Source organism: Elusimicrobiota bacterium, from assembly GCA_041660185.1.
Classification (GTDB): Bacteria; Elusimicrobiota; Elusimicrobia; order 2-01-FULL-59-12; family 2-01-FULL-59-12; genus JBAZWU01.
This window is the reverse complement of the sequence record JBAZWU010000007.1, coordinates 78,097-101,203: the sequence shown is the minus strand read 5'-3', so window position 1 is coordinate 101,203 and position 23,107 is coordinate 78,097. Positions and strand designations below refer to the sequence as shown.

Genomic DNA, 23,107 nt, shown 5'->3' with positions numbered 1-23,107 from the left:
AACTCAGACCTCTCAATCTTCTGCAGCATTCGGCCTTCTGAGTTTATCGATCTCGTATTACAATGATGTTTCGCCAACATGTCGTTAGTATTACAGAAACTGGTTGATTTCAAGAGAAATCCCGCACATCGGATCGAGTCGGAAGACCTAAGCAATAAATGATCTAGAAATATGGGGGAATTGTGCGGTTCTCTATTGTTGGATTGAAACTAACCCACGCTAAGGTCATTGGGAGTGAACAGAAACTCTTGAGTTACTTTGCGTAGAAGTCATTGCGAGAACAGCGAAGGGCGGTCGCCAGTCGGTGGCGGCCTCGCGATGACAGCAAGAAGGTTATATGTTTTTCAGCTTCGATAGAACTGCGGTCCGGATGGCTAGTAGGTTTCGGGTGAGAAAGGGCAAACTGTCTCGGGAAAAGGTTCTCTTAAAATCTTCCACCGCCATATACAGGCTGGGAACAACGAAGAGGGTCAAGATACTGGAACTGATGAGACCCCCAACCACCGTGATGGCCAGCGGGCTCCAAAGCACAGCGCTTTCACTGCGGTCCATAGCCATCGGAATAAGTCCCAGGATCGTCGTGACCTTGGTCATGAAGATCGGACGAATTCGTTCAAGGCCGGCCTGCTGAAGCAACTCGGCCGTGGAGCGCTCCGGCCTGGCTTTCAGGAGCGTATTCAAACGGTCCATCAGCATGATCCCATTATTGACCACAATCCCCCCCAGCATCAAAAGACCGACGGACACACCCATGGTCACCGTGATTCCAAACAGACAAAGAGCCGCAATCGCCCCGATCGCCGACAGCATGACCGTTCCCATGATGACAAGCGGCTGGCTGTACGATTCAAATTGACAGGCCATGACCATAAAAACGAGAAACACCGTCAGCATCAACGCTTTCCAGAAATCCCGGTTGGCCGCCATCATATCCTCATACTGGCCGCCGATGTCCGCATAGTATTCGCTCGGGAACGAAACCTTTCGAATCGCTTCTTTGACACGGCGGGCCGCGGTTTCCAGCGACGTCATACCGAGGTTGGCGGAAACCTGGATCATCCGCGCCCGGTTCCGGTGCCAGATTTCACTGGGCGAAAGGTCTCCCTGAATCATCGCCACATGCGTCAACGGAATCGATTCACCCCAGGACGTCGTCAAAAGCAGGTTGCGCATCTGTTCAATGGTTTCACGCTGGTCCGGGCGGATGCGGACAACGGTTTCCACCTCCTGGGCCTGGTCAAAAAAGGTCGTGGCACGCAGTCCGCGCATCTGCGCGTGAAGCGTCTCGGAGATGTCTTTGGTATCCAGGCCAAAGATCGCCGCGCGGAGCGGGTCAATATAAACGGAGAGCTCAGGCCGCCCGGGACGATAACGGATCTTCACATCCGAAAGTCCGGACAACTTTCCCATCCGGCTGGCCACCTCCATGGCGAGTTTGGCCATCAAGTCATACTCATAACCAAAAAGCTCGACGAAAATCTCTTTGCCGGTACGCGGTTCCGAGAAATAGCAAAAGGCCTTGTACTCTTTGGCATACGTCTCGATCGCTTTCTCCACCTCCGGACGCAGAGCGTTGATCACCTCCTGGGTCGACATCTGCCGTTCAGCCAGGTCATTTAAGGTGACGTAAACCTTGGAGGACCACCCCTCCACCTTCGAGGAAACATTCCGGATGGCCCTTTTGGTGATCGGAGCGTCCCGCACAATCTTTTCGACATCCTCGACGGCCCTATTGGAAATATCGAGCCGGACCCCGGTATCCAGTTCGACGAAAATCACGAACTCATTTTGTTCCGACGACGCCATAAAATCTTTCGGCAGGGTGAACAGGAATATAAAGATGGCAAAGGAAAATACCCCGCCCATGACTCCTAAAACGATCCGGCGGCGGTTTAACGCCCATAACAGGTTCTGCGCATAACGCAGGACCAGCGGCAACCCGGTCATCACGACCGCGCCGGCGCTCAGAATGTAAAGACCCTGAAGCCAGGTTGTTTTAATCAGAAAATGCAAAACCATCGACACAAATACAACGACACCGGCGGCAACATAATAAACACCTGTCTCCTTTTTCCGGAAAACCGCTTCTGAATCCGTCCAAACCGACAAACGGATTGGATCGAGACGAGCGACACCCCAAATCCGGTTCTTGAGTTTCTTCCACTGTTCCGAGACCCACTCGTCCCAGGAGTCCTCCCGGGCGGATTCCGGGTGAATGAGACTGCCCAACGCAGGAACCAGCGTCAAGGCGATAAACAGCGACGAAAACAACGAGGCGGTGACGACAAAGGAAATGCCGGCGAACAGGAGCTGGGTCTGCTTCTGAAGCAGGGAGAAGGGCAGGAAAACAACGACAATCGTCAATGTTCCCCCGACCATGGGGCCGACCATATCATCCACCGCCTGGAGCATGGCTTCTCTTAAGGGAAGCCCGGGATTGTGCGCCACAATCCGGTCGTAAGCCTCAATGACCACGACGGCATTGTCCACGAGAAGCCCGATTCCCAGAATCAGGCCGGAGAGGGACATGACGTTGATCGAAATGCCTTCCAGATACATGAGCGCCAGGGTGATACACACTGAAGAGGGGATGGAAAGAGCCACCACAAACGAGGTGCGCAAATCCGGACGGCGATAAGCCAGGACAACCACCGCTATGAAAATAGCGGCCGCAGGCCACAGGGTGATGCTCAGAGGCCACCGAAGGAAATCAAACAAGGCGATCATCAGGGTCACGCTGGCCAGCAGCACCGCGGCCATTGAACGGGTAAAGCGGGTTTTCCCTAGAAAGAGAGGCAGCACGAGTACGACCAGCACGATCCCATGCAGCAGCGTCATCTGGACGGAGTTGATCGCCGACACAATGGCTTTTTTCTGGTTGGAAATAGTGACCAGCTCGACCTCTTTGGGCAAGCGGGTCTTGAATTTTGCCAGCTCTTTTTCAATGGCGCTGGCGACGCGAACGGTATTGGCGGTGCTCTCCTTTTGGATGTAGACCGTCACAGCCGACCGCGCATTCAACCGCGAGTAGCTTTCGGATTCCAGGAAAGAGTCTTTCACCTCCGCAATGTCTTTGACCCTGACGTGCGCGCCGTTTTTGGCGATGGCCAGCGACATCTCACGGATATCGTCCAGAGTCCGGAAGGCCCCGAGCGTGCGCACACCAAAGACCAGCGTAGGAGACCCCTCTACCTCGCCCGTTTTTAGATTCAGATTATTCCGCTCGAGTACTCCGACGACTTTTTTGATCGGGATCCCCATCGCCGCCAAACGATTTCGATCGATATCCACAATGACCTTGCGCTCCCGACCCCCGCCCACTTCCACGTTCGCCACGCCGTTGACCCGCATCAGTTTTTCCTTCAGGTCGGCATCCACCAGATGCCGCAGCGCTTCCGGAGTCAGCCGGTCGGACGTCAGGGCGGCGATATAGATCGGCGCGTCGGATTCTTCATAGCGGGCAATAATAGGTTTTTCTATTTCCGGAGGAAGCTTGGGTTTCACGCGAAGGAATTTCTCACGGACCTCCATCGCGGCCAGGTCCATATCGGTCCCGGGTTCGAACTCCAGCGTGACAATCGAACGATCCTTCTTAGAGGAGGAAATCAGATTGCGCAGATGAGAGACCGTCCCCATGGCTTCTTCCACGGGTTTGGTAATCAGGCGCTCGACTTCGGGAGGCGGCATGCCGCCGCGAACGTCCACAAATACCGTAACGTTGCCATAGGATACGTTGGGCATTAATTCGACAGGGGATTTCAGGACAGCCGCGACCCCGAACAGGGTAATGGCGGACAGGATCATGCCGAGCGTGACGGGGCGGTTCAGGGCGAAGCGCGGCAGCTTCCGCGCCATCAGAATCATGAACGCTCCGAAAACGACTAAATGAAGGAGCTGAAAGCTATTCATGAAGGCTTATTCTTTGCGGATACGAGGGAGCTTGATCGACTTCGCCAAACCCATCGCACGGTCCTTCAGAACGACGGTTTGATCTTTCAATCGGTTCAGCCAGGCCTGTCGCCGATCGCTGGGAAGCACTTGCTCTTCCATGACGACAAAAAGGGCTGGCAGAACCAGCAGCGTCAGGAGCGTGGAGACAAAAAGACCGGAAACCACCACCACGGCCATCGGCGCCTGCATATCCGCTCCTTCGCCGATGCCCATCGCCAGCGGCAGCATGCCGAGGATGGTCGCGATGGCTGTCATCAGGATGGGCCGCATACGGGTATGGCAACCGTCCCAGAGGGCCTCATGAAGACCCATCCCGCTTTCCCGGCGCTGGTTGACGAAAGCGACGAGTACGATCCCATTATTCACGACAATTCCAGCCAGCAGGATCATCCCCATCCCCGCCATGGCGGTCAGCTTGTGTCCCGTTAAAATCAGGGCGGGTGCCAGACCGATCAGAGCAAGCGGGATGGTGAAAAGAATATTCAGCGGCTGCCAGAGGCTCTCAAACTGGGAAGCCATGATCATAAAGACAAAGGCAATGGAAAGAATCAACACAATCTTAATGCTGCCGAACGACTCGGCCATGCGGGCGGATTCGCCGGTGAGAGCCAGCGAGATATCCTTCTCCTGAACGGACGCCAGAACCGGCCGCAGGTCCGCCGCAATCGCGTTGATCGACCCCCGGCCAGGTCCGCGGAAACCAGAACCGTGCGCTGTTGATCATAACGCGTAATTTCGCTGGGGCCTTTCCCCTCCAGCACAAAGGCCACCGAACGGATCGGCGTGTCCAAATCCAGAGGGCTATGGACAAAAAGTGATTCGATTGAGTGAATATTCGTGCGGTCTTCGGGACGCAGGCGCATGCGGATATCGATTTCTTTCCCGCCTTCACGGAATTTGGAGACGATTTTACCTTTGATGCCGGCCAGAACGGTTTCCGCCAGATCCGCCACGGAAAGACTCACGTTCGCCAACGCATCGCGCTTAACTTGAAGCTGAAGCTCCGGGGCGGATTCGCTGATGCTGGTCCGGATGTTATAGAGCCCGTCGACCTTCTTGAGTTGGCCGCTGACCTGGCGGGCAACGGTTTCCAGTTTGCCAAGGTCATACCCTTTCACTTCCACCACCACGGGCGCGTCCTGCCCGCCCAGAAAGGAAAACGTGCCGCCCTGTTCAAAGAAGTACAACCGTCCGCCACCCAGGTCCTGCTTATTGAAACGATCTTTCAACATCTGGACGATCTTCTGTGCGGAATGACGCCGGTGTATTTTCAAGTCCATGATGATCCGGGATTGGTGCGCACCCAACGGCTGCAGGCCTTCCTGCGACAGGGACCCGACCGTCACGGAGCGATGGTCAATTTCCTTAAACTCCTTCAGCGTTCCCTCGATACGCGCGCTTACCGCATTGGTTATCTCCAGAGAAGTCCCCATGGGCATGTCGAGCCGCATCAGAATTTGATTGCCTTCCACATCCGGGAATAAGGCTTTGGGCATGAAATACAGGATGACCAGACTGGCCAGACAGGCCAGAAAGGCCCCTTTTAAAACAGTGCCGGGGTGTTTAAGGGTATAGGACAACAGAACGTCATACTTGGCGATCCAGATTTTTGCCCGCTGAGCCAGACGTTCATGAATCCGCGTGATATAAGCCGATACGTCCGCGTCCGCGTTGGCTTCGCTTTTCCCTCTTCCCACAACCGCCGACATCATCGGGATCAAGGTAAAAGCCACCACCAGTGACGACAGCTGCGAAAAGATCACGGACCAGGACAAGTCCCGGAAGACCTGTCCGATCACACCGGAAACGAAAACCAACGGCAAAAACACCGCTACGCAGGTCAAAATCGAAGACGTCACAGCGCCAAACACCTCGGTGCCACCTTCCGAAGCCGCTGATTCCGGAGTCTGTCCCATGCTTCGGTGGCGCGCGATATTCTCCTGGACCACGATGGCGCCGTCCACCAGATGCCCGATACCGATCGCCAACCCCGCCAACGTGATCGTGTTCAGACTCATGCCCTTGCCGAACATGATGAACAGCGCGCTCAAGATAGAAATTGGAATGGCGGTGCTGACCACGACCGCATCCGGCCAATTGCCAAGGAAAAGAAGTAGAACGAGAAAAGCCAGGACTCCGCCGAGGAGGCCGTCACGCACCATGCCGTGAATGCCCGCTTTGACAAAGAGAGACTGATCGTACACGACGTTCAGCTGAACACCCTTGGGCAGCTTCGCGCGGATTTCCGGGAGTTTGTCCTTCACTTCATCGGCGACACGGACCACGTTGGCGTCCGCTTGCTTGAGGATCGAAATGGCGATATTCGGTTTTTCATCGTAGCGGGAGAAACTCGAGGCTTCGGCAAACGTGTCTTTAATCTGACCTAGAGCAGACAAAGACAACGGGTTGGGCGCGTCATGCGCGCTATAGCCCTGCTGCTTTTTGCGTTTGACTTCCGCCGGGCTCAAAGCGCTCGTGAGTCGCGTCCGGTCAACGGCCACGACGATATTCTTCAAATCGTCCACATGCTCAAAAGCGCCCAGCACGCGAACCACGTATTCAAAGGTTTTATCTTTAACGGTCCCGGCTGGATACGTAATATTGGCGCGGGATATGGATTGGCCGACTTCTAATATAGGAAGGTTGCGAGCGGACAGCTTGGACTGCTCCAGTTCCACCAGAATTTCCCGTTCCCGACCCCCTGTAATGGAAACCGCCGCCACACCTCTTGTCTTTTCGAGCAGCTCTCCCACCGGACGGCGGGCCATGGTCAACAACTCATAGTCCGTCTTGGGACCCGAAAGGCTCAGCGTGATGACCGGCAAGGCAAAGGGGTTAAATTTTTCAATACGCGGTTCTCCTGCGTCCCGGGGCAGTTTGGCTTTAGCCAAATCGACTTTTTCCCGGAGATTCAAGGAAGCCAGGTCCATGCTGGTCCCCCACAAGAACTCCACCGTGACGATGGAGATTCCTTCCCGGGAGGACGAATGGATACGGTGAACATTTTTGACGGTGCCTGCGGCTTCTTCAATGACCTTGGTGACGAGGTTTTCAACTTCCTGGGAGGAGGCGTTGGCGTAGGACGTCATAACAACCAGTTGCGGGAATTGGAGTTCCGGCATGAATTCCCGATCCAGCTTGAACCAGGCCATGACGCCAAAGAGGATGACCGTAAGCGTGAGCATGGTCACCGTGACTTTTCTTTGGACGCAGAACTGCAGGAAATTCTTCATTACGGATTACCCCTCCAAATCCATGGGGTATATATACATGAAAAATCCCTTTCTCGCATCCTTTTTCTGCGAAAGGAGTTCGGCGACTTAGGAGGAGGCTCCTGCGGGACCGGCGGACGGGGTCATGTCCGCCGACTGCTCCAGGACGGGTTTCACCAGCACGGCATCTTCAACCGGGGTGGCCACGATATCCTTGATCAGGCGATCCCCTTCGTGCAATCCGCGCAGGACCTGATAGGCGTCGCGGGTGATATGCCCCAGTTTGACCACCGTTTTATGGGCTCGGTTCTTCTTGTCCACCACGAAAACGCAGTTGTTCTTGGCATCATAGGCCGACCGGGGAATCACCAGCGCCTTCGACACATTGAAGACGTAGATCGAACACCGGGCCGACAACCCGGGACGCAGTTTGTCCTGAACGGATTTCGGCAGGGAAATCAGCACCGTTCCGGTGCGTCCGGTGGTGGTCACTTCACGCGAAACACCCCGGACCGTTCCGGCAATTTCCTTGTTGCCGAAGGCTTCGATCTGGACCACCGCGTCCTGCCCGGCCACGATCTGGTCCAACAGTCCCTCGATGACGCCCGTCTCCACATAGAAACTGTCATGATCGCTGACCAGCACGCCGACGACTTCACTCCGTCCGACGGTTTCCCCCTGTTGACGGTTAACCTGGCAGATAATGCCGCTTTGCGGGGAATAGATGAACGTGTCCTCGTAATCCTTCCGGGCCAGGTTCAAAGCCGCTCGAGCCTCCGCCACATCTCGTTTTGTAGCTCCACCCGCTTCCAGAAGTTCCTTCGCCCGCTCGAAGCTCATCTGGGCCTGCGATTTGCGCGCCTCAGCGCGCGTGTGATCCAATTCAAACAGGACCTGCCCGGCATGCACATGTTTCCCAACCTGCACATGCACATCCGTCAGGCGTTCTTCCTGCCCGTTGAATGTCAGTTCAATCGTATTTCCTTTGACGGTTCCGATGAGACCTTCCACCGCATCCGTCAGCGGCTGCCGTTTGAGATCAATCACCTCGGCGGTCACCGCCTGTTCGGTCACACTGAGCGCTTCCGCCACGTTGGAGGAGGAATTCGTTGAGCGTCGCGGGAAAAAGACGACGCTGGCGACCAGGATGAGAGCGGATGCTCCGATGAGAACGGGACGTTGATAGTTTTTCATGACACTCCTCCGAGGTGTTACTTGTAAAAACGGTCTGTCGCGCCAACCGCATGAGCCAGAGCAGCCACAGCGATCTGGTAATTGGCTTTCGCCTCATCGAGCCCTGCTTCCGCCTGCGCCAGCCGGTTGCGAGCGATGGCCCGTTCCGACAGCGGCACTTCCCGATGAGCGCTTTTGATCTTGGCAATGGAATAGCTGGCTTGAGCCAGCGGACAATCGTTCTCCGCCATTTTCAAACGGGCGATTGCTTTTTTCCAGTTCGCATAAGCCTCCCGAACCCCGTTGGCGACATCCATCTCCGTCCGCAGGCGCTGGACATCCGCCTGGTGATACGCCAGGGTCGCTTCCTGGGCCTCGGCCTTCTTCCGATAAGCATCGAGAATACCGACATTGGCCGTAGCGGTTTTTGAGGCGGTCCGCGTGGACTGACCAATTTTGGGACTGGTATGCTGATCAAACCCGGAAAGGTTCAGCGTACTCAGTGAAAAATACTGGGAAATCTGAACACCGGCCTGCCAGTCTTCGCTGAGTTTCAGCGGTTCGCTATGAAACGCTCCGCCGGATCGGCCGTAAAAGCCATTTAAACTGATGATCGGTTTATAAACGCTTCTGGCGGCGTTATGCCCGTAGTACGCGGCCTCAGCGGTCTTCTTTTGGATGATCAAATCGGGATGCTGGAGACTGGCCCACTGGAGACACTCCGGCAAAGTCCAGGAATCGTTCGAAGCTGAAATGGGACCGAGATCCGGCCGGAAGGCTGGAGGCGTTTGAAGTCCCAGGGCGGCGGTCCACTGCCAGACATGCGCTTCCTTATCGGCTTCGGCGCTTTCGACGGCGGCGATGGCCTGATTGTATTGAGAGAGAATCTGAAGGTACGCTTCGTGCGTAATGACATCTTTCGAACGCAACTGCTCGGCCATCCGTTTCTCATTCTCAAGATCGTCCTTCGCCTTTCGATAAACCTTCAACAGATTTTCCGATTTAATTAAATTCCAGGCCGCTTCACGGACTCCGTACAACACGTCTGATTGTGTCTTGACCTGTTTGGCTTTCAGGGATTCCCACGTCGAGAGCGCCTGTTTATAGGTGTTATACAGTTTGCCCCCGGCATAAAGCGCCTGGGAGGCTTCCACCCCATAACTGCGTTCGGTAAAAGCAGGGGTCCCCAACGTATCAACCGCATCACCTTCTGTATCTTCCGCTTTGGCGGTGAGGGAAGGGAAGAGTGCGCGCCTCGATTCTTTCCGCTTGGTTTCAGCCACCGCCGCCTCTTCCTGCGCCAGACGAACCGATGGATGGTTTTGCAGGGAGAGGCTTTCGGCGGCCTGGAAAGAAATAAACTCGTTGGAGGACGATGGAGCAGAAGATGTCACGTCCCCCCAAAGTGGAGTGACCATGAACAAGGACATCAAACATTTGCTTGCTTCCTTTAAGATGTTCCGCCTCATAACCGCGCCCCCTATAGGAATAACTGCCTATCTGACAACCTTAGGATAGGAGATGAAAGTTACGGTAACATCACGGATAGATTAAATGTGTGTTAACAATCAGAATGGTTTGAGCTGCGTTTAGGAGGAAAATTGGGCCCACCAGGACTTCCCGCCACTAAGGCTCTGGCGGGCCCGCCAAAGACGTAGTGGCGGGGAACCTGGGGAAAATAGTGGGCCCAGAAGGACTTGAACCTTCAACCCGCCAGTTATGAGCCGGCCGCTCTAACCAATTGAGCTATGGGCCCGAAAATCGTCATATTTAAAATGCAATATGATGCTAATCGTAGCTTATTTTTCAATATTGGACTGTCTCAGTTCGCCACAGCTGTGTCGGCTAGGGGCCTCAAATCCCCTCACCAGATAGACGAAAGAATGGATAATTTTCATTTCCTGAGACGTATTTCCTGAGACGTATTATAAGTCAGTTTCGGTCTGCCATCGGTCTGGCAGGCACTGGGCACATCAAAGGCTGCGGAGTTCATTTTTCGATCTCCCCTCGGCCTGGGCTAAGAAACTCCTTTGGGATAAAGGCGAGTCCAGTACGCGGATAGTTTTTGGAAAGCATCGACAGCCGTTTCGGTACGCAGGCCAATTTCTGCCGCAATATCGGCGTAGGGTTTTGTCCAGGTCGAATGAGGAGGCTGTAAGGTATCCGGCAGTGGGTGTGTTTTTCTCCGACGAAATGTTGATTCCAGCGCGCCACGAACATTGTCCAAATCTTCCAGACCTTCATCCAGCAGAAGAACGATATCAATGAGATCTCTGACACGTGAATTAAGGCGGCCCTCTCGCGGCCGCGTGTAGGCGTGAATCTTTTCGGCAAAATGCGTTTCGGAAGGCAAAAGGGCGATGGTCGGGCTTGGAATTCCGGCAAAGTCCAGGAGAGGCGATCCTTTGACCCATACCGGATCATCCAGAACGGCATCCCCGCTGGCCACATCCACATGGAACTTAACGAAACTCCGGCTGGATAGCCGGGCGTCTACCGGAAAGCGGTAGCCCGTATAAGGAGCCCCTTCCAAATCCATCGAGGACACCGCGATCCGAAACGAAAACCAATCCCCTAAATCTTTTGTAGCCAGCATTTGCAGTTTCTCCCGCCATGCGGACGCATCCATATGTTTCTCATGCTTGGCGGTTAGATCGAGATCCCGGCTAAAGCGCGCTTTATGACGGAGTCGTAGTTCCATGGCATAACCGCCTTTCAGCATAAAGTCAGGATTGCCATCCTGAAAAAGCCGGGCAAGGAAACGGTCGAAGGCCACCTGTTGGCGTAAACGGGCCAGCGTCAGGCCTCCGGAACTGGCCCGGGCAACCAGCCGTGTTTCAAGAGCAGCGCGAAACGCTTCGGCTGTTTTATAGGTTCTAATTTCCATAAATTTAAGAGAGGTGAAGACTTTCCTTTTGCGCGCGTGTGATCAGCCCGCGGCGCACCGCCTCTTCAACCGCTTGAAGCAGTTGATCGCGCTCGCCATCCTCCCGCGCAAGGTCCCGAAGGGTGCGCAGTGGTGTTGTGACCCGAAATCCATCGTGGGTTTCGATCTCTTCGGGTTGAACGCTTACGCGATGAATAACGCACCCCTCTTTAATACGCTTGCGAAAACTACGAGGAACAGTGAGGTGCACCTTCATAGGGAGATAGTCTGCCAGTTCGTAAAACTGCGCCGCTGATTGGTGAGAAACCGTTGCCTGCATTTCCCCCTTCTGATTGCGGCTCCAGAGGGACCAGCGAACCAGATCTTCCCAGGGGGTTCCCGGAAAATTACGCAGACGAAAAACCCCGTGTTCAATAGGCAGCCAACTTCCCCTCTGCCGGTGATAATGTTGAAGTCGTTTGTAGTAGCCAGCGCTTTTGGCCTGCTGGGCAGTGAAATACCCCGCCTGCCCGGAAGCAATTGCAAAGAGGCGATTATGGTTTCCGACGGGATCTGTTCTCATGCAAATAGGTTACATCAGATGTAACCTATTTGCAATACTAATCACTTGTAAGCGTTTTAAAAAAGATTTCGGAGTTTCTATTGGAGTGGCCACCATCTCGGAGCTTCCTAGCCAATGGCGGATTCTATAGGGGTGACCTCACCACCTGTTCGGGGGTTCTGTCGGGTGGGGAGACCGATTAATGCGGCGGAGGACCCGGGGGGCCGTGGGGAGGCTGGTTTCGATACCGCTTCGTCAGCTCATCGAACTTCTGCTGTTGTTTCGTATCAAGTTGTTTGCGGATCTCAGCATCGGTCGTGGTCCGGATTTCCTTGAATTTCGGCCCGACTTCTTTCATCAAAACATCCATGCGCTGATGACTCGAATCAATGATGACCTTGATTCCTGCCTTCTGATCCTCCCGAAGACCAATATCACGGCTGAATCGCTCGAACATTTTATTTGGAGACCTTTGCCCCTCAAAGAATCCTGGATGTAGAAATCGACCCATCATCCCCCCCAGTAAAAAACCCAGGATCAGTGCTCCGGCTATGTATTTCAAATAAGGTTTCATAGATCCCCCACAAGGTAGCTTAAGACTTGATTTTGCGAAAGGCTGGAAGACGTTAGCCACTCCGAAGGAACGTTTCCATCAGTTTGGGAGAGCAATAGCTCGTCCGCAGACGTGCTAACACGCCGGATCGGATGACTCATCGCTAGAACAAATCCTGCCAGAGCCACGGCGAAGGTCGGTACAAACCACCGTGCGAAAATTCTCCGCCATCTTTCCCACTCCAGGTCTTCCACCATTTTCCGATAAACAACCGGCGAACACCGGATTGTCGTCATAACTTTCCGGCTAAACCCCTCCGGCGCACTCATCTTCCAGAAAAACGTTTTAGCTATTTTGTCCCACCCCGCAAAAACCTTATAGCATTCACGGCAGGCATGCAGATGACGTGCCACCTCCCGGCGCTCTGTTTCCGAGATTTCGCCGTCATAGAAATCCACCAGCTTTTTTTTAATTTCATCATGGGTCATCGGCCGGAACCTCCACATTGAATAGATGCATAACCGCTCAAAAAGTGTCGGGCTTTATCCTGTAGATCCAGCCGAGCACGGCGCAGCCGTGCCCGGACGGCATCCAGAGAGCAATCTAGCTTCATCGCAATTTCCTCATAACTCAGCCCTTCCACTTCCCGATAAACCAATATTTCACGGTGCGCCGGCCGGATCTGGACCAGAGCCTCCTGGACCAGACGGCACTCTTCTTTCCGGACATCGGACCAACCCGAGGCGGATTCCAGGAGCACGGGTTCCTTCCCTGAATCCATTAATTCATTGATGGAATCCGTTTTTTGGCTGGATCTTTTCCGCAATAATCCCAGGCAATGATTGTGAGCGATCCGGCAAATCCAGGTTAAAAACGAAGACCGGCCTTCAAACTTCGCCAGAGATTCATACGCGGCGACAAAAACGTCGTGAGCCGCCGCTTCGGCATCCGAGGCATTGGCCAGGAGCGTCAGACAGTACCGAAAAACTCTGTGCTGATGGGCGTTAATCAACTCAACATAAGCCTCTCGGTCACCGGAGAGAACTTCCTGGATAATCTCGCACTCATTCAGACTCATCCGTCACTCTTTCTCACGCACCCCCCCATTTCTCCCCCGTGAAGGGAGAGGAGGAGGGAATAGGGTTGACTCAAATCCCGGATCAGTTCTCAGCCCCCGGCGGGGGCGGCGGCGCATCTCCTTCGGGACGTTCACCTCGGCCAAACGACTGATTGCCGGGCTTCTCCGGCCGGGCTTTCGCTAACTCTTCATAGGTTACTTTCTGCTCCGCTGTCAATTGAGCCTCAATCGCCGCATCCGCTTGTTTACGAATTGTTTTTTGTTTTGCCGCAAATTCCTCAAAAGCCGTTTTAGTTTTCTGATCTTGATCGTCCAGCACGGCCTTTACTTTTTCAACCTGCGCCGCGCTGAGCCCCAACTTTTCAGTCAGCATCTTGAGCCTTTGCTCGCATTTTTTGCCCGGCATCCCTTCTTTATCCGGACGACGATCCTCCGCCTGAACACATAGAACCACTGATGTTAAAAATAAAAGCGCCAGGACGCCGGCGTATGGACGTTTCATAATGTCTCCCTTCAATCACTTGCTTCTTTTTGGACAACCTTCCTCAGGAGGGCCGCCACTGACTATTGGATGCGCGAAACGCGCAAAAGTGTCAAATCTTTAATTATCCGAGGATATGTGACACTTTTGGGTCTCTGCTACATCTATATGACGAGGTCCCCTATGACCATGAACTCAAGAATAATTAGCACAACCATCCTGTTCCTTCTGATGTGGCAACCGATGCTGGCGGCCACGCCGGAAGATCTGACGCTAAACTGGCGACAATGCCAGGAGAGGGCTTTGTTATCCAATCCCTCACTGGCCGGAGCCCGTTATACCCTGGACTCCGCCCGCTACAGCATCGCTGCGAGCAAAAACCAGGATCTTCCCTACCCGTCTCTGTCAGCGTCCCATGCGTTCTCCCGCACCGGCACGGGCGGCTCGACCGGTTCCGATATGTTTTCGACGAATGTAAACGCATCCGAAACGCTGTTCAGCATTAAATCCTATGCGGATTTAAAGACACAGCTCCGAATCGCGGAGAAAGCCAATCTGGATCTGCGCACCACGCTGGCAGACACCCGCAAGAGCCTGCTTTCCTCATTCATTAACCTGCTCTATGCGCAGGGAAGGATCCACGTGATGGAGAATATCCTCACCATACGGTCCAGGAGCGCGGAAATGATCAATCTGCAATATAACAGCGGCAAAGAAAGCGACGGGAACCGCCTGCGCACGGAAGCCCAGCTGGCCCAGGCGGAAGCGGACCTGACGCAGGCGAAACTTGATCAGAAAACCGCCCAGCGCAGTCTGGCCGCGGATCTCGGCATGGACCGGTTTATCCCGATGGCGGCTTCCGGAACGCTGACGGTTCCTTCCATGGTTTCCGGCATTGATATTGATGAAGCGTCGCTGGCCATCCCAGGCGTTCTGGCCTCCAAAAAATCGGCGGATCTGGCCGAAGCCAAGCTGATGCTGGCCGGCGCGGATCTTTATCCGACACTCAGTGCCAATCAGGGGCTGGGCTGGAACGACTCGGAGGAATTCTCCGGATCCCGTTCCTGGTCTCTTGGATTTTCGATGTCCTGGCCGATTTTCAGCAACGGCCCGTCTTATCTTTTCAACAGCCGCGCCAGCTCGCGAAGTCTTTTTATGAAAGCGCAGGCCGATTATCGGGCGGCCCTCTTATCCGCCCGCTCCAGCCTCCAGTCCGCGACAGCGTCGCTGGAAACGGCCATCGCCAACGTGCACACGGCCTCCCTGCTCCTGGAAGCCGCGCGCCAGCGTCATGAGGAAGCGGAGATCCAGTATCTCGCCGGATCGCTCAATTTCCAGAACTGGCAGGATGTGGAGCAGGAACTGGTGTCCGCCGAACAAACCTATTTAACTTCTCTGAAATCCGTCAATACGGCGCGCGCGCAGGTGGACAACCTGCTCGGCATTCCGTTGGGAGACTAACTGCTATGAAAAAAATGATCATCCTCTTGATTCTCATCGTCCTCGCCGCCGGCATCGGCTTTATCGTGTTGCGCCAGAAAGGAATGTCCCGGGGGCCGTTGTATATTCCGGCAGCCGTGCAGCGCGGGGCCATCAGCGATATCGTCGACACCACCGGGAGCGTCTCGCCGCTGAACCGCGTCGAGGTGAATCCCTCGGTGGGCGGGCGCGTGGATGAGATCCTCGTCGAAGAAGGAGATCGCGTCAAGCGCGGCCAGGTGCTGGCTTACCTCAGCTCGACCGATCGCGTGACGATTCTGGATGCCGCCCGCGCCAAAGGCGAAGAAGCGGTCGCCAAATGGGAAAAAACATACCGGCCCACACCGGTGCTTTCGCCCATGAACGGCACCATCATCAAACGCGGCGTTGTGCAGGGACAGACGGTCACGACCTCGAGCGTTATGTTTGCGCTGGCCGACGACCTGATCGTGATCGCCCAGGTGGACGAATCGGACGTGGGAAGAGTCAAAACGGGGCAGCATGCGATCCTGACGCTGGACGCCTATCCTAAAAAGGAAACCGAAGGCATCGTGTTTCAAATCCTGAACGAAGGCGTTTCGGTCAGCAATGTCATTACCTATTACGTCAAAATCCGGCCGCTCAAGGTTCCGGCTTACTATAAATCGGAGATGTCCGCCAACATCAAGGTCATCGTCAGCCAGAAAAAGGATGCGCTGCTGCTGCCCGTCACGGCGATCACGGAAAAAGAAGACGGCACCCGCTGCGTTTACAAGGGGGCCGATCCGCGCAGCCTGACTCTAACCCCCCTGCAAATCGGGGTCGACGATGGGACGAATGTAGAAATTTTGTCGGGAGTCGACGAAGGCGAAACCGTTTTCACGGCCAGCAGCGGTTATATGCCGCAAGCCGCCTCCTCGGACAGCAATCCGTTCATGCCCAGCGGCCCCAAAAAGACAACCTCCAAGACCGGCAAGTCTTCGTCCAATACCGGCCCGCCGCCGATGTGAGGGTATCATGACTTCCGCGCGACCCCCTTTAATCAAAATAGCCGGCATTCGAAAGATCTACCATCTGGGCGACTCCGACCTGGAAGTTCTCTGCGGAGTGGATCTGACGATCCACGAAGGCGAATTCGTGGCCATCATGGGGCCATCCGGCTCAGGGAAATCCACGCTGATGCACGTGCTGGGGCTGCTGGACCGGCCGACGTCTGGACAGTATTTAATCGACGGCCGGGACGTGCTGGGCCTTTCTGAAGAAGAAACGGCGTATCTGCGATCTAAAATCATCGGCTTCGTTTTCCAGCAATTTAACCTTCTGCCGCGCATGTCCGCGACCGACAATGTGATGCTGCCGCTCATCTATTCGCGAACCCCGAACCGGCAAGCCATTGCGGAAAAATACCTGGTCCAGGTCGGGCTCGGCGACCGGCTTCACCACCAGCCCAACCAGCTCTCCGGCGGCCAGCAGCAGCGCGTGGCCATCGCGCGGGCGCTCGTCAACAATCCAAGAATCATTTTTGCCGACGAACCGACCGGGAACCTGGCCTCCTCGCAGACCGGGGACATCATGAACCAGTTGAAAGCCCTGAACGAATCCGGGATTACCGTGGTGATGGTGACGCACGAACCGGACGTAGCCGCCTGGGCCAATCGCGTGATCCATATCCGGGACGGTCAAATTGTCGATGACACCACCAAACCCGGCACACCGGCGCCGAAACCGGACCGCCCCCTGACCGAATGGGGACTCGGGGTCACGCCTCTGACCCTGGCGGAGTTCGGCGAGCATTTCATGTCGGCCCTGCGGGCCATGCTGTCGAATAAAATGCGCTCGTTCCTGACGATGCTGGGCGTCATCATCGGCGTCGGCGCGATCATCACCATGCTGGCGCTGGGCCGCGGCGCGCAAAAATCGATGGAAGAAAAGCTGTCCAGCCTCGGATCTAATCTGATCGGACTCATGCCCGGCTCCTCCACGCGGGGCGGCGTGTCCAGCGCGCGGACCAGCCGTTTCACCCTGGCGGATGCCGCCGCGATCGGGGAAAATAAGAAACTGATTTCACATGCGGACCCGAACGTCAATGGCAGCGTCCAGGCGGTCTTTGGCTCCAAAAATACCAGCACTTCCCTTAAAGGCGTTACCGCTGCCTATGCCGACATGCACAACGCCAGGCCTACGTACGGACGGTTCTTTGTCCAGCGGGAAGACGACGACATGGAGCGGGTGGCGGTGATCGGGCAGACCGTGGCGACCAACCTCTTTGGAACCAGTTCGCCCATCGGCCGCACCATTAAAATCAACCATAAGAATTTCCGGGTCATCGGGCTTCTGCCCGCCAAAGGATCCGGCGGCATGCAGGATCAGGACGACGTCATCCTGATCCCGCTGAACACCGCCATGAAGCGGCTGCTGGGCAACAAATACGTCGGCACCATCTGGATGCAGGCCAAAGATACCGCGAGCGTCGATGCGGCGATGGCCCAGGTGACCGCGCTCATGCGCAAGCGCCACAAGCTCGCCGCGGATGAAGACGACGACTTCCGGCTGATGAACATGTCCGACATCGTCCAAATGGTACAGTCCACCACTCAAACCATGACGCTTCTGCTGGGATCCATCGCCGGGATTTCGCTTTTGGTGGGAGGCATCGGCATTATGAACATCATGCTGGTCAGCGTTTCGGAGCGCACCCGCGAAATCGGCCTGCGAAAGGCTATCGGCGCCACGCCCACGGCGATTTTGACTCAATTCTTAATCGAGGCTTCTTCCCTATCGCTCATCGGAGGGGCGCTCGGGATTCTGATGGGGGCGGGGTCTGCCGTGGTGCTCGCGAAACTCGCCAAATGGACGCTGATCGTCACGTCGTCATCCGTCCTGATGTCGGTCGGGTTCTCGGCGACCGTCGGCATCGTCTTCGGCTTCTGGCCGGCGAAAAAAGCCGCTAAACTTTCCCCGATCGAAGCCCTCCGCTACGAATAACCAGAACTAAGGCTTTTGGGGAGAAGCCAGATGAACCGTCAGCTTGAGGTGAATCGGCTTTGGGAAGTCCATCGAGAATTCGCCGCTGGAACCTCCTGGACCGCCTGATCCACCGCCAGGACCGCCCATTCCACCGCCGGGACCGCCCATGCCCCCGCCACCCATTTCGTTAAGCCGCCCCATGCCGCCGCCTTTCCTGTCGCCGGGAGCACGTCCGCCCATCCGGGTGCTTTGAAGCTCGGTCTTGATTTCTGAGCTGATCTCGGAAGACACCACATCCAAAAAGACCGATTTCCCTTTCTGCTCAATCATGGACAGAGGGATTTGCATTTCGTAGATAGGCTGCCGGGCGTATTCGGTCGAAAGATCCGCCTGAAAAATAAAATTAGACGGGAACGTCGAGATCGAAACTTCCAGGCCTTGCGGCAACACCATTTCAGGGACCATCCCGATATCGGAAAGGTTGATGATCTCCCGAACTTGCCTGCGGCCGCCCGGCCTCTCGGACTCCGGATCCTGCGCCCGGATAAAATCGAGGGAAACTCCCCAAGCCCTGGCTTTACGGTCGGGCTTCAGAAACCAAGTCGTAACATTCTGACGATACGTTCCGGACAGGAGCGTGCGGCCATCGCTATTGGCGCCGCGAATCAGCAGATAGAGATAGGAAGCGTCGTTCATCGCGCGCCCGCTCAAACCTTTCGCCTCCACCAGCGGCCATTCCGACCACTCGGTCGCCCGACCATCGATCTGAACCGGCTTCTCCGGCCAGAGACTTTGGACCGAGTACCGCCACGCATGAGACGTCCCCGCCAAGCTGAACACCAAAACGGTTGCAAGCCAAAAAGATCGTTTCACATTTCCTCCTGATACCCCAGAACAAAGCTCTTGGAATGAATTGATGTCGAATTATCGTCTAGACTAATAGATGCACGAATGAATAAAAAGTGTCATCTTGCTCGAATAAGTCTCCGTAAATGGATCTTTCGGGTGGGCACAACTGAAGATGGAAGCGAGAAGAACTTAAGGAGGTGACGGGTGAGAGGGATGAGCGTTATGTGGGGGAAGATCTAGCGGGTCATATTGCCCGAAAAATTTCCCCCTAATCAGGGGCCGAATTGATCCTATTTAACCCAGACTGGAAGGAGGAGTTTCCCTCGAGAACCAGCTTAATCATAAACCCGTGTGACATCGTTGGAGAATTGCAGTAGGTTCAGGAGGGCACTCTAATAAATAAGGATCTGAGCTATCCTAACTACATTTCACATAGTGAAGTTGATGGATTTACGACAGGTTGTCGGTCTGAAGCCGGTCTAAATCTCAAATCGAATCTAGAAATCAATCTTTTTCCGAATCAATTGAGCTATGGGCCCGAAAAGCGGAGGTATTCTACGACATCAGGCGAAGAACGTCTACCAATGAGATTCCGCCATTGCGCCAGGATAGGGGAGGACGCTGCATCTCCCCGAGAGGGCAAAAACGTGTCACACCCAGCATCTCAAGCTGATTTCGGATGGGTGCCAAACGTTCAAGGGAGCCTGCGACCCCAATTGATGATAAGAACCCCTTGAATTGCTCCAAATCTGAGAGGAGTTGTTTCAGGTCTGAAAAAGCTTTGATTTTAGGTTGTTTTTGTACTTTTGCGAAGACTGAATCTAACCACTTTTTGTCGATATTTTCTTCTAAAAACAATATTTGAGGTGAAAGACAGCCATTCAAATCAAACAACTCGCAATCCAGGATCGTTTTCTCCCCCCAAATGGAGCTTTGCGCTCCCAGAAGGGCTTCTTTAAACAGGACAGCAATGCTCATTTTGCTCCCGTACCCGATGAAAGTCGTTGATGGATTTGTCTTTTGCCTTATATTTTCAAGTGTTTCATCGGAACCGTAGGCCACGATTGCACCGGCCTGACGCACCAAATCTTCCTTCCATGAGACAACTGAAATTCGCTCAGCAAGCGAATGATCCGACTTGCGGACAGACTCAACCCATTGGCGCGCAAATACAGGTTCCTGAGTAGAAGGTTTTATCCAGCAGCGGAACCCCATCAGGATTGAGATCACAACCCCGGGAAGCCAGGATGTGAATACGTTTCCCGCGCAAATATGCAGCACAGCCCTTTCTGACAGGTTGTCCGGCTCAATCTTGTTTTTCCTTACGAATTCAGAAAGCTTTTCATGTGATAACGCTTCAAAAGCATTCCGAATCGCCCTCTCAATCACCGGGCGCGCCATCCCGGTTGAGACCTCGAGCGCCTCTATGGCTTGTAAGCGCCCGGGGAGTGTGGGGTCCAGCCAGGATGCCGCAACCTGCCCTAAACGATCAACGCAAGAAGGCTTCAGCATTGAGAGAACATCCTTTGAGTTCGGCTTCAGGAGCACGCCCCAATAAAACAAAACCAGCCAGGGCGTTGTGCGGGGTCTGACACTTTGGAGCAACGTATTGCTCCAAAGTGTCAGACCCCTTCCCCGAAAGACCTATATCTTCAGTTTGAATGGCCATAACAGAGTCCATGTTCGCCAAGTCATAGTGGCAGAGAAGCCCAGGCTGGCCTGGAACAGCGGATTCTCCAGTCACTGGATCAAGGATACGGCTCCGGACCCAGGGCGGGCCCTGCAAGAAAGACGTGCGGCCCTGCCCATAAAACTGGCTCGATAGTTCGCACATGCCATATTCGTTAATGCAGTCCATTTCAGGGATGCCTAAATAAGTCCGGACATCATCCACGAAAGTTGGCCGGGTGATTTCAAGACGACTGGTTTTCATCCCTCCGGTGTCCATCAACCGGCTGCTTTCAGGCAATTGAAACCGTTGGCCGGTTTTCGCGCAATAATCAAAAAACGCCAGGAAAGCCAGGGTGGTCCCGAGAACCATCACTTTTTCCTTCGAGGACTGGCTTTTCGCAAGCACCTGCGCCAGGCGCGGCTCATCGAGGCGCCCCTTCCGGACCATGTATTCGCTGCAGGGAGTTCCCCATCGCCCGCGAAGAACCTCCATCATCCACGACAAAGAGGAATGCGGCGCTTCCGCAGGCGACGGAATTAGAATCAGGAAAGTGATCTGCAGGGGCGCACCGCTGCCTGCGCTTCCGCAATCCCTTAATAGCGCGCTGGCACCGCAGTCGTATGCGGTGTGCGCCCGGTCAATAATATTTCCTTCAAACCCGGTTTTGATCGATGCCTCATAGTAGCGAAGATCCCGGATAAAGTGCCGGCTGGGGGTTCCGGAGGTGGTCGCGCTGGAATGAAACACGGCGGCCGCCTGTGCCACGGGGAAGGTCACGAGTTCTTTGGATTTAAACGCATGAATTGGAACGGCGGGTATCTCTTCCCATCGTGAGATCTGCTCAGGCGTTTTGCCCTGCGCCTGACAGAAGGCCTGGTAAGGGCTGTTCTTCTCAAACTGGTACTGGAATAGCGCCAGCGCCAATTCTTCGAAATCCCCTTTCCCGGTACGCAGGAACCGGCTAATTTCTTCGGGCAGGTGTTCCACGCGTCAAGACCTCCTCCAATATCGCGGCGGCACGCCGGAGTTCGTCTTTCGAAATAATGAGCGGCGGGGTCAGGCTCAAAACCTGGCGATGCGTTCCTCCGGAAAGGACCAACAATCCTCTTCGTAAACACGCCTCAACCACCCGTCCGGCGAGCTTCGGGGCAGGGATAAGCGATCGCTTGTCTTTGACGAGTTCGATTCCCACCATCAACCCGACGCCTCGAATTTCCCCTACATTCGGATGATGGTCCAGAAGGAACTTCAGATGGTCTTTCCACCACCACCCCACTTCCGCCGCGCGTTGAGCGAGTTTCTTTTTCTCAATGGCCTGAAGGGAAGCCAGCGCCATGGCGCAGCCCAGTGGGTTCCCAAGAAACGTACTCGTATGAATAGCCTCTCCATCGGACAGCGGCCAGGCGCGCATCCCCTTGGGTGAACCGATGCAGGCGGAGATTGGGAAACCGTTGGCCAGCGCCTTGCCGACACACATCAGATCCGGCTCGACACCGGAGTGATCGACGGCAAACATCCGTCCGGTGCGGCCGAAACCCGTAAAAACCTCGTCGGCAATCAATAGAAGGCCGCGGCGCCGGGCCAGTGTCTGCAACTCTTTCAGGAAAAATGGTTTTGGAATACGGATGCCGCCCCGGCCCTGGACCGGCTCGATCAAGATCGAGCCAACCGCTGAGGAAGAAGAACGCTTGAGATAGTTGACGACGCGCTCCAAACACTCTTCCTCGGAAGGACCCCGAAGCGAATCCGGATAAGGCAAGTGCACGGCAAAACCAGGGATCTGACCCGAAAAGGGTCTGCGGAAATCGTTGCGCTGGGTCACGGCCAATGTTCCGTACGTCAGACCGTGGTAGGCGCCTTCAAAGGCAATCACTCTCGGCTTGCCGGTGGCTAGACGCGCGGTCTTCAGGGCGGATTCGACCGCTTCAGCACCAGAGCTGGACAGAATAGAGATGGATAAGCGGCCAGGAGCCAGACGAGCCAATCGTTCGAGGAGTTCCACCTTGACGGCATTGGGATGCACATCTCCCATGCCATGCCATATCTTTGCGGATTGTTTTCGGATGGTTTGGCGCACCTCAGGAGGGTTGTGTCCCAGCGCCGCTACGGCAAAAGCGCCGGTGAGATCAAGATACGATCGACCATCGACGTCCCGCACACGGCAGCCTTGAGCGGATTCCCAGAATACAGGGAAGTGGTCTGAAAGGTAGGTGATATTACGTGATTCGACCTGCCGGAGCCGGCGTGCAAGCGAAAGTGATTTAGGGCCGGGAACCGGCTTCATT

Annotated in this window: 18 protein-coding genes and 1 tRNA gene; 3 read left to right on the top strand and 16 right to left on the bottom strand. The window is 55.0% G+C overall.

Translation table 11 applies throughout. The annotated features are described in order from the left end of the window. Nucleotides 1-333: 333 nt before the first annotated feature. The 12 genes from WC859_07175 to WC859_07120 all read right to left on the bottom strand — a co-directional run bounded on the left by WC859_07175 (nucleotide 334) and on the right by WC859_07120 (nucleotide 13,897). Nucleotides 334-3,909: an efflux RND transporter permease subunit gene (locus WC859_07175; GenBank protein MFA5975934.1), complete on the bottom strand. Its 3,576-nt coding sequence runs from the start codon at nucleotides 3,907-3,909 to the stop codon at nucleotides 334-336. 6 nt (nucleotides 3,910-3,915) lie between these two features. Next, the gene (locus WC859_07170) at nucleotides 3,916-4,563 is read right to left on the bottom strand and encodes an efflux RND transporter permease subunit (protein ID MFA5975933.1); all 648 of its coding nucleotides are present in this window, start codon (nucleotides 4,561-4,563) and stop codon (nucleotides 3,916-3,918) included. Then, a complete protein-coding gene (locus WC859_07165; protein ID MFA5975932.1) occupies nucleotides 4,500-7,184 on the bottom strand; it encodes an efflux RND transporter permease subunit in 2,685 nt (894 codons plus the stop codon). The genes WC859_07170 and WC859_07165 overlap by 64 nt, the downstream gene beginning before the upstream one ends. Before the next feature lie 87 nt (nucleotides 7,185-7,271). Further along, entirely contained in the window at nucleotides 7,272-8,357 is a 1,086-nt protein-coding gene (locus WC859_07160; GenBank protein ID MFA5975931.1) for an efflux RND transporter periplasmic adaptor subunit, read from the bottom strand. Between the two features lie 17 nt (nucleotides 8,358-8,374). Further along, a complete protein-coding gene (locus tag WC859_07155) occupies nucleotides 8,375-9,730 on the bottom strand; it encodes a TolC family protein (GenBank protein ID MFA5975930.1) in 1,356 nt (451 codons plus the stop codon). A gap of 288 nt (nucleotides 9,731-10,018) precedes the next feature. Next, a tRNA-Ile gene (locus WC859_07150) sits at nucleotides 10,019-10,092 on the bottom strand. A 261-nt stretch (nucleotides 10,093-10,353) separates the two neighbouring features. Next, nucleotides 10,354-11,223, bottom strand: coding sequence for a nucleotidyl transferase AbiEii/AbiGii toxin family protein (locus tag WC859_07145; protein MFA5975929.1), 870 nt, complete (start codon nucleotides 11,221-11,223; stop codon nucleotides 10,354-10,356). A 4-nt stretch (nucleotides 11,224-11,227) separates the two neighbouring features. Continuing rightward, nucleotides 11,228-11,785: a type IV toxin-antitoxin system AbiEi family antitoxin domain-containing protein gene (locus WC859_07140; GenBank protein ID MFA5975928.1), complete on the bottom strand. Its 558-nt coding sequence runs from the start codon at nucleotides 11,783-11,785 to the stop codon at nucleotides 11,228-11,230. A 178-nt stretch (nucleotides 11,786-11,963) separates the two neighbouring features. Continuing rightward, complete coding sequence (locus WC859_07135) at nucleotides 11,964-12,221, bottom strand: hypothetical protein (GenBank protein ID MFA5975927.1); 258 nt, start codon at nucleotides 12,219-12,221, stop codon at nucleotides 11,964-11,966. A 113-nt stretch (nucleotides 12,222-12,334) separates the two neighbouring features. Then, the gene (locus WC859_07130; protein MFA5975926.1) at nucleotides 12,335-12,805 is read right to left on the bottom strand and encodes a zf-HC2 domain-containing protein; all 471 of its coding nucleotides are present in this window, start codon (nucleotides 12,803-12,805) and stop codon (nucleotides 12,335-12,337) included. Further along, the gene (locus WC859_07125; protein MFA5975925.1) at nucleotides 12,802-13,395 is read right to left on the bottom strand and encodes an RNA polymerase sigma factor; all 594 of its coding nucleotides are present in this window, start codon (nucleotides 13,393-13,395) and stop codon (nucleotides 12,802-12,804) included. Before WC859_07125 ends, WC859_07130 begins: the two co-directional genes overlap by 4 nt. Nucleotides 13,396-13,477: 82 nt before the next feature. Then, a complete protein-coding gene (locus WC859_07120) occupies nucleotides 13,478-13,897 on the bottom strand; it encodes a hypothetical protein (protein ID MFA5975924.1) in 420 nt (139 codons plus the stop codon). 168 nt (nucleotides 13,898-14,065) lie between these two features. Here WC859_07120 and WC859_07115 point away from each other — a divergent pair, with 168 nt between their 5' ends. Genes WC859_07115 through WC859_07105 form a run of 3 tightly spaced genes read left to right on the top strand, consistent with a single transcriptional unit; the run spans nucleotide 14,066 to nucleotide 18,319 of the window. Beyond that, a complete protein-coding gene (locus tag WC859_07115) occupies nucleotides 14,066-15,337 on the top strand; it encodes a TolC family protein (protein MFA5975923.1) in 1,272 nt (423 codons plus the stop codon). A 5-nt stretch (nucleotides 15,338-15,342) separates the two neighbouring features. Then, nucleotides 15,343-16,344 carry an efflux RND transporter periplasmic adaptor subunit gene (locus WC859_07110; protein MFA5975922.1) on the top strand — a complete coding sequence of 334 codons (1,002 nt, stop codon included), beginning with the start codon at nucleotides 15,343-15,345 and terminating at the stop codon, nucleotides 16,342-16,344. A 7-nt stretch (nucleotides 16,345-16,351) separates the two neighbouring features. Then, nucleotides 16,352-18,319, top strand: a complete 1,968-nt coding sequence (locus WC859_07105) for an ABC transporter permease (protein MFA5975921.1) — start codon at nucleotides 16,352-16,354, stop codon at nucleotides 18,317-18,319. A 6-nt stretch (nucleotides 18,320-18,325) separates the two neighbouring features. On the opposite strand, the gene WC859_07100 is transcribed toward WC859_07105, so the two are convergent. The 4 genes from WC859_07100 to WC859_07085 form a co-directional block, all read right to left on the bottom strand. After that, nucleotides 18,326-19,174, bottom strand: a complete 849-nt coding sequence (locus WC859_07100) for a hypothetical protein (protein ID MFA5975920.1) — start codon at nucleotides 19,172-19,174, stop codon at nucleotides 18,326-18,328. A gap of 531 nt (nucleotides 19,175-19,705) precedes the next feature. Next, nucleotides 19,706-20,662, bottom strand: a complete 957-nt coding sequence (locus WC859_07095; protein ID MFA5975919.1) for an acyl-CoA reductase — start codon at nucleotides 20,660-20,662, stop codon at nucleotides 19,706-19,708. Further along, the gene (locus WC859_07090) at nucleotides 20,640-21,809 is read right to left on the bottom strand and encodes a hypothetical protein (protein ID MFA5975918.1); all 1,170 of its coding nucleotides are present in this window, start codon (nucleotides 21,807-21,809) and stop codon (nucleotides 20,640-20,642) included. Before WC859_07090 ends, WC859_07095 begins: the two co-directional genes overlap by 23 nt. Continuing rightward, nucleotides 21,784-23,106, bottom strand: a complete 1,323-nt coding sequence (locus WC859_07085; GenBank protein MFA5975917.1) for an aspartate aminotransferase family protein — start codon at nucleotides 23,104-23,106, stop codon at nucleotides 21,784-21,786. Before WC859_07085 ends, WC859_07090 begins: the two co-directional genes overlap by 26 nt. Nucleotide 23,107 lies beyond the last annotated feature (1 nt).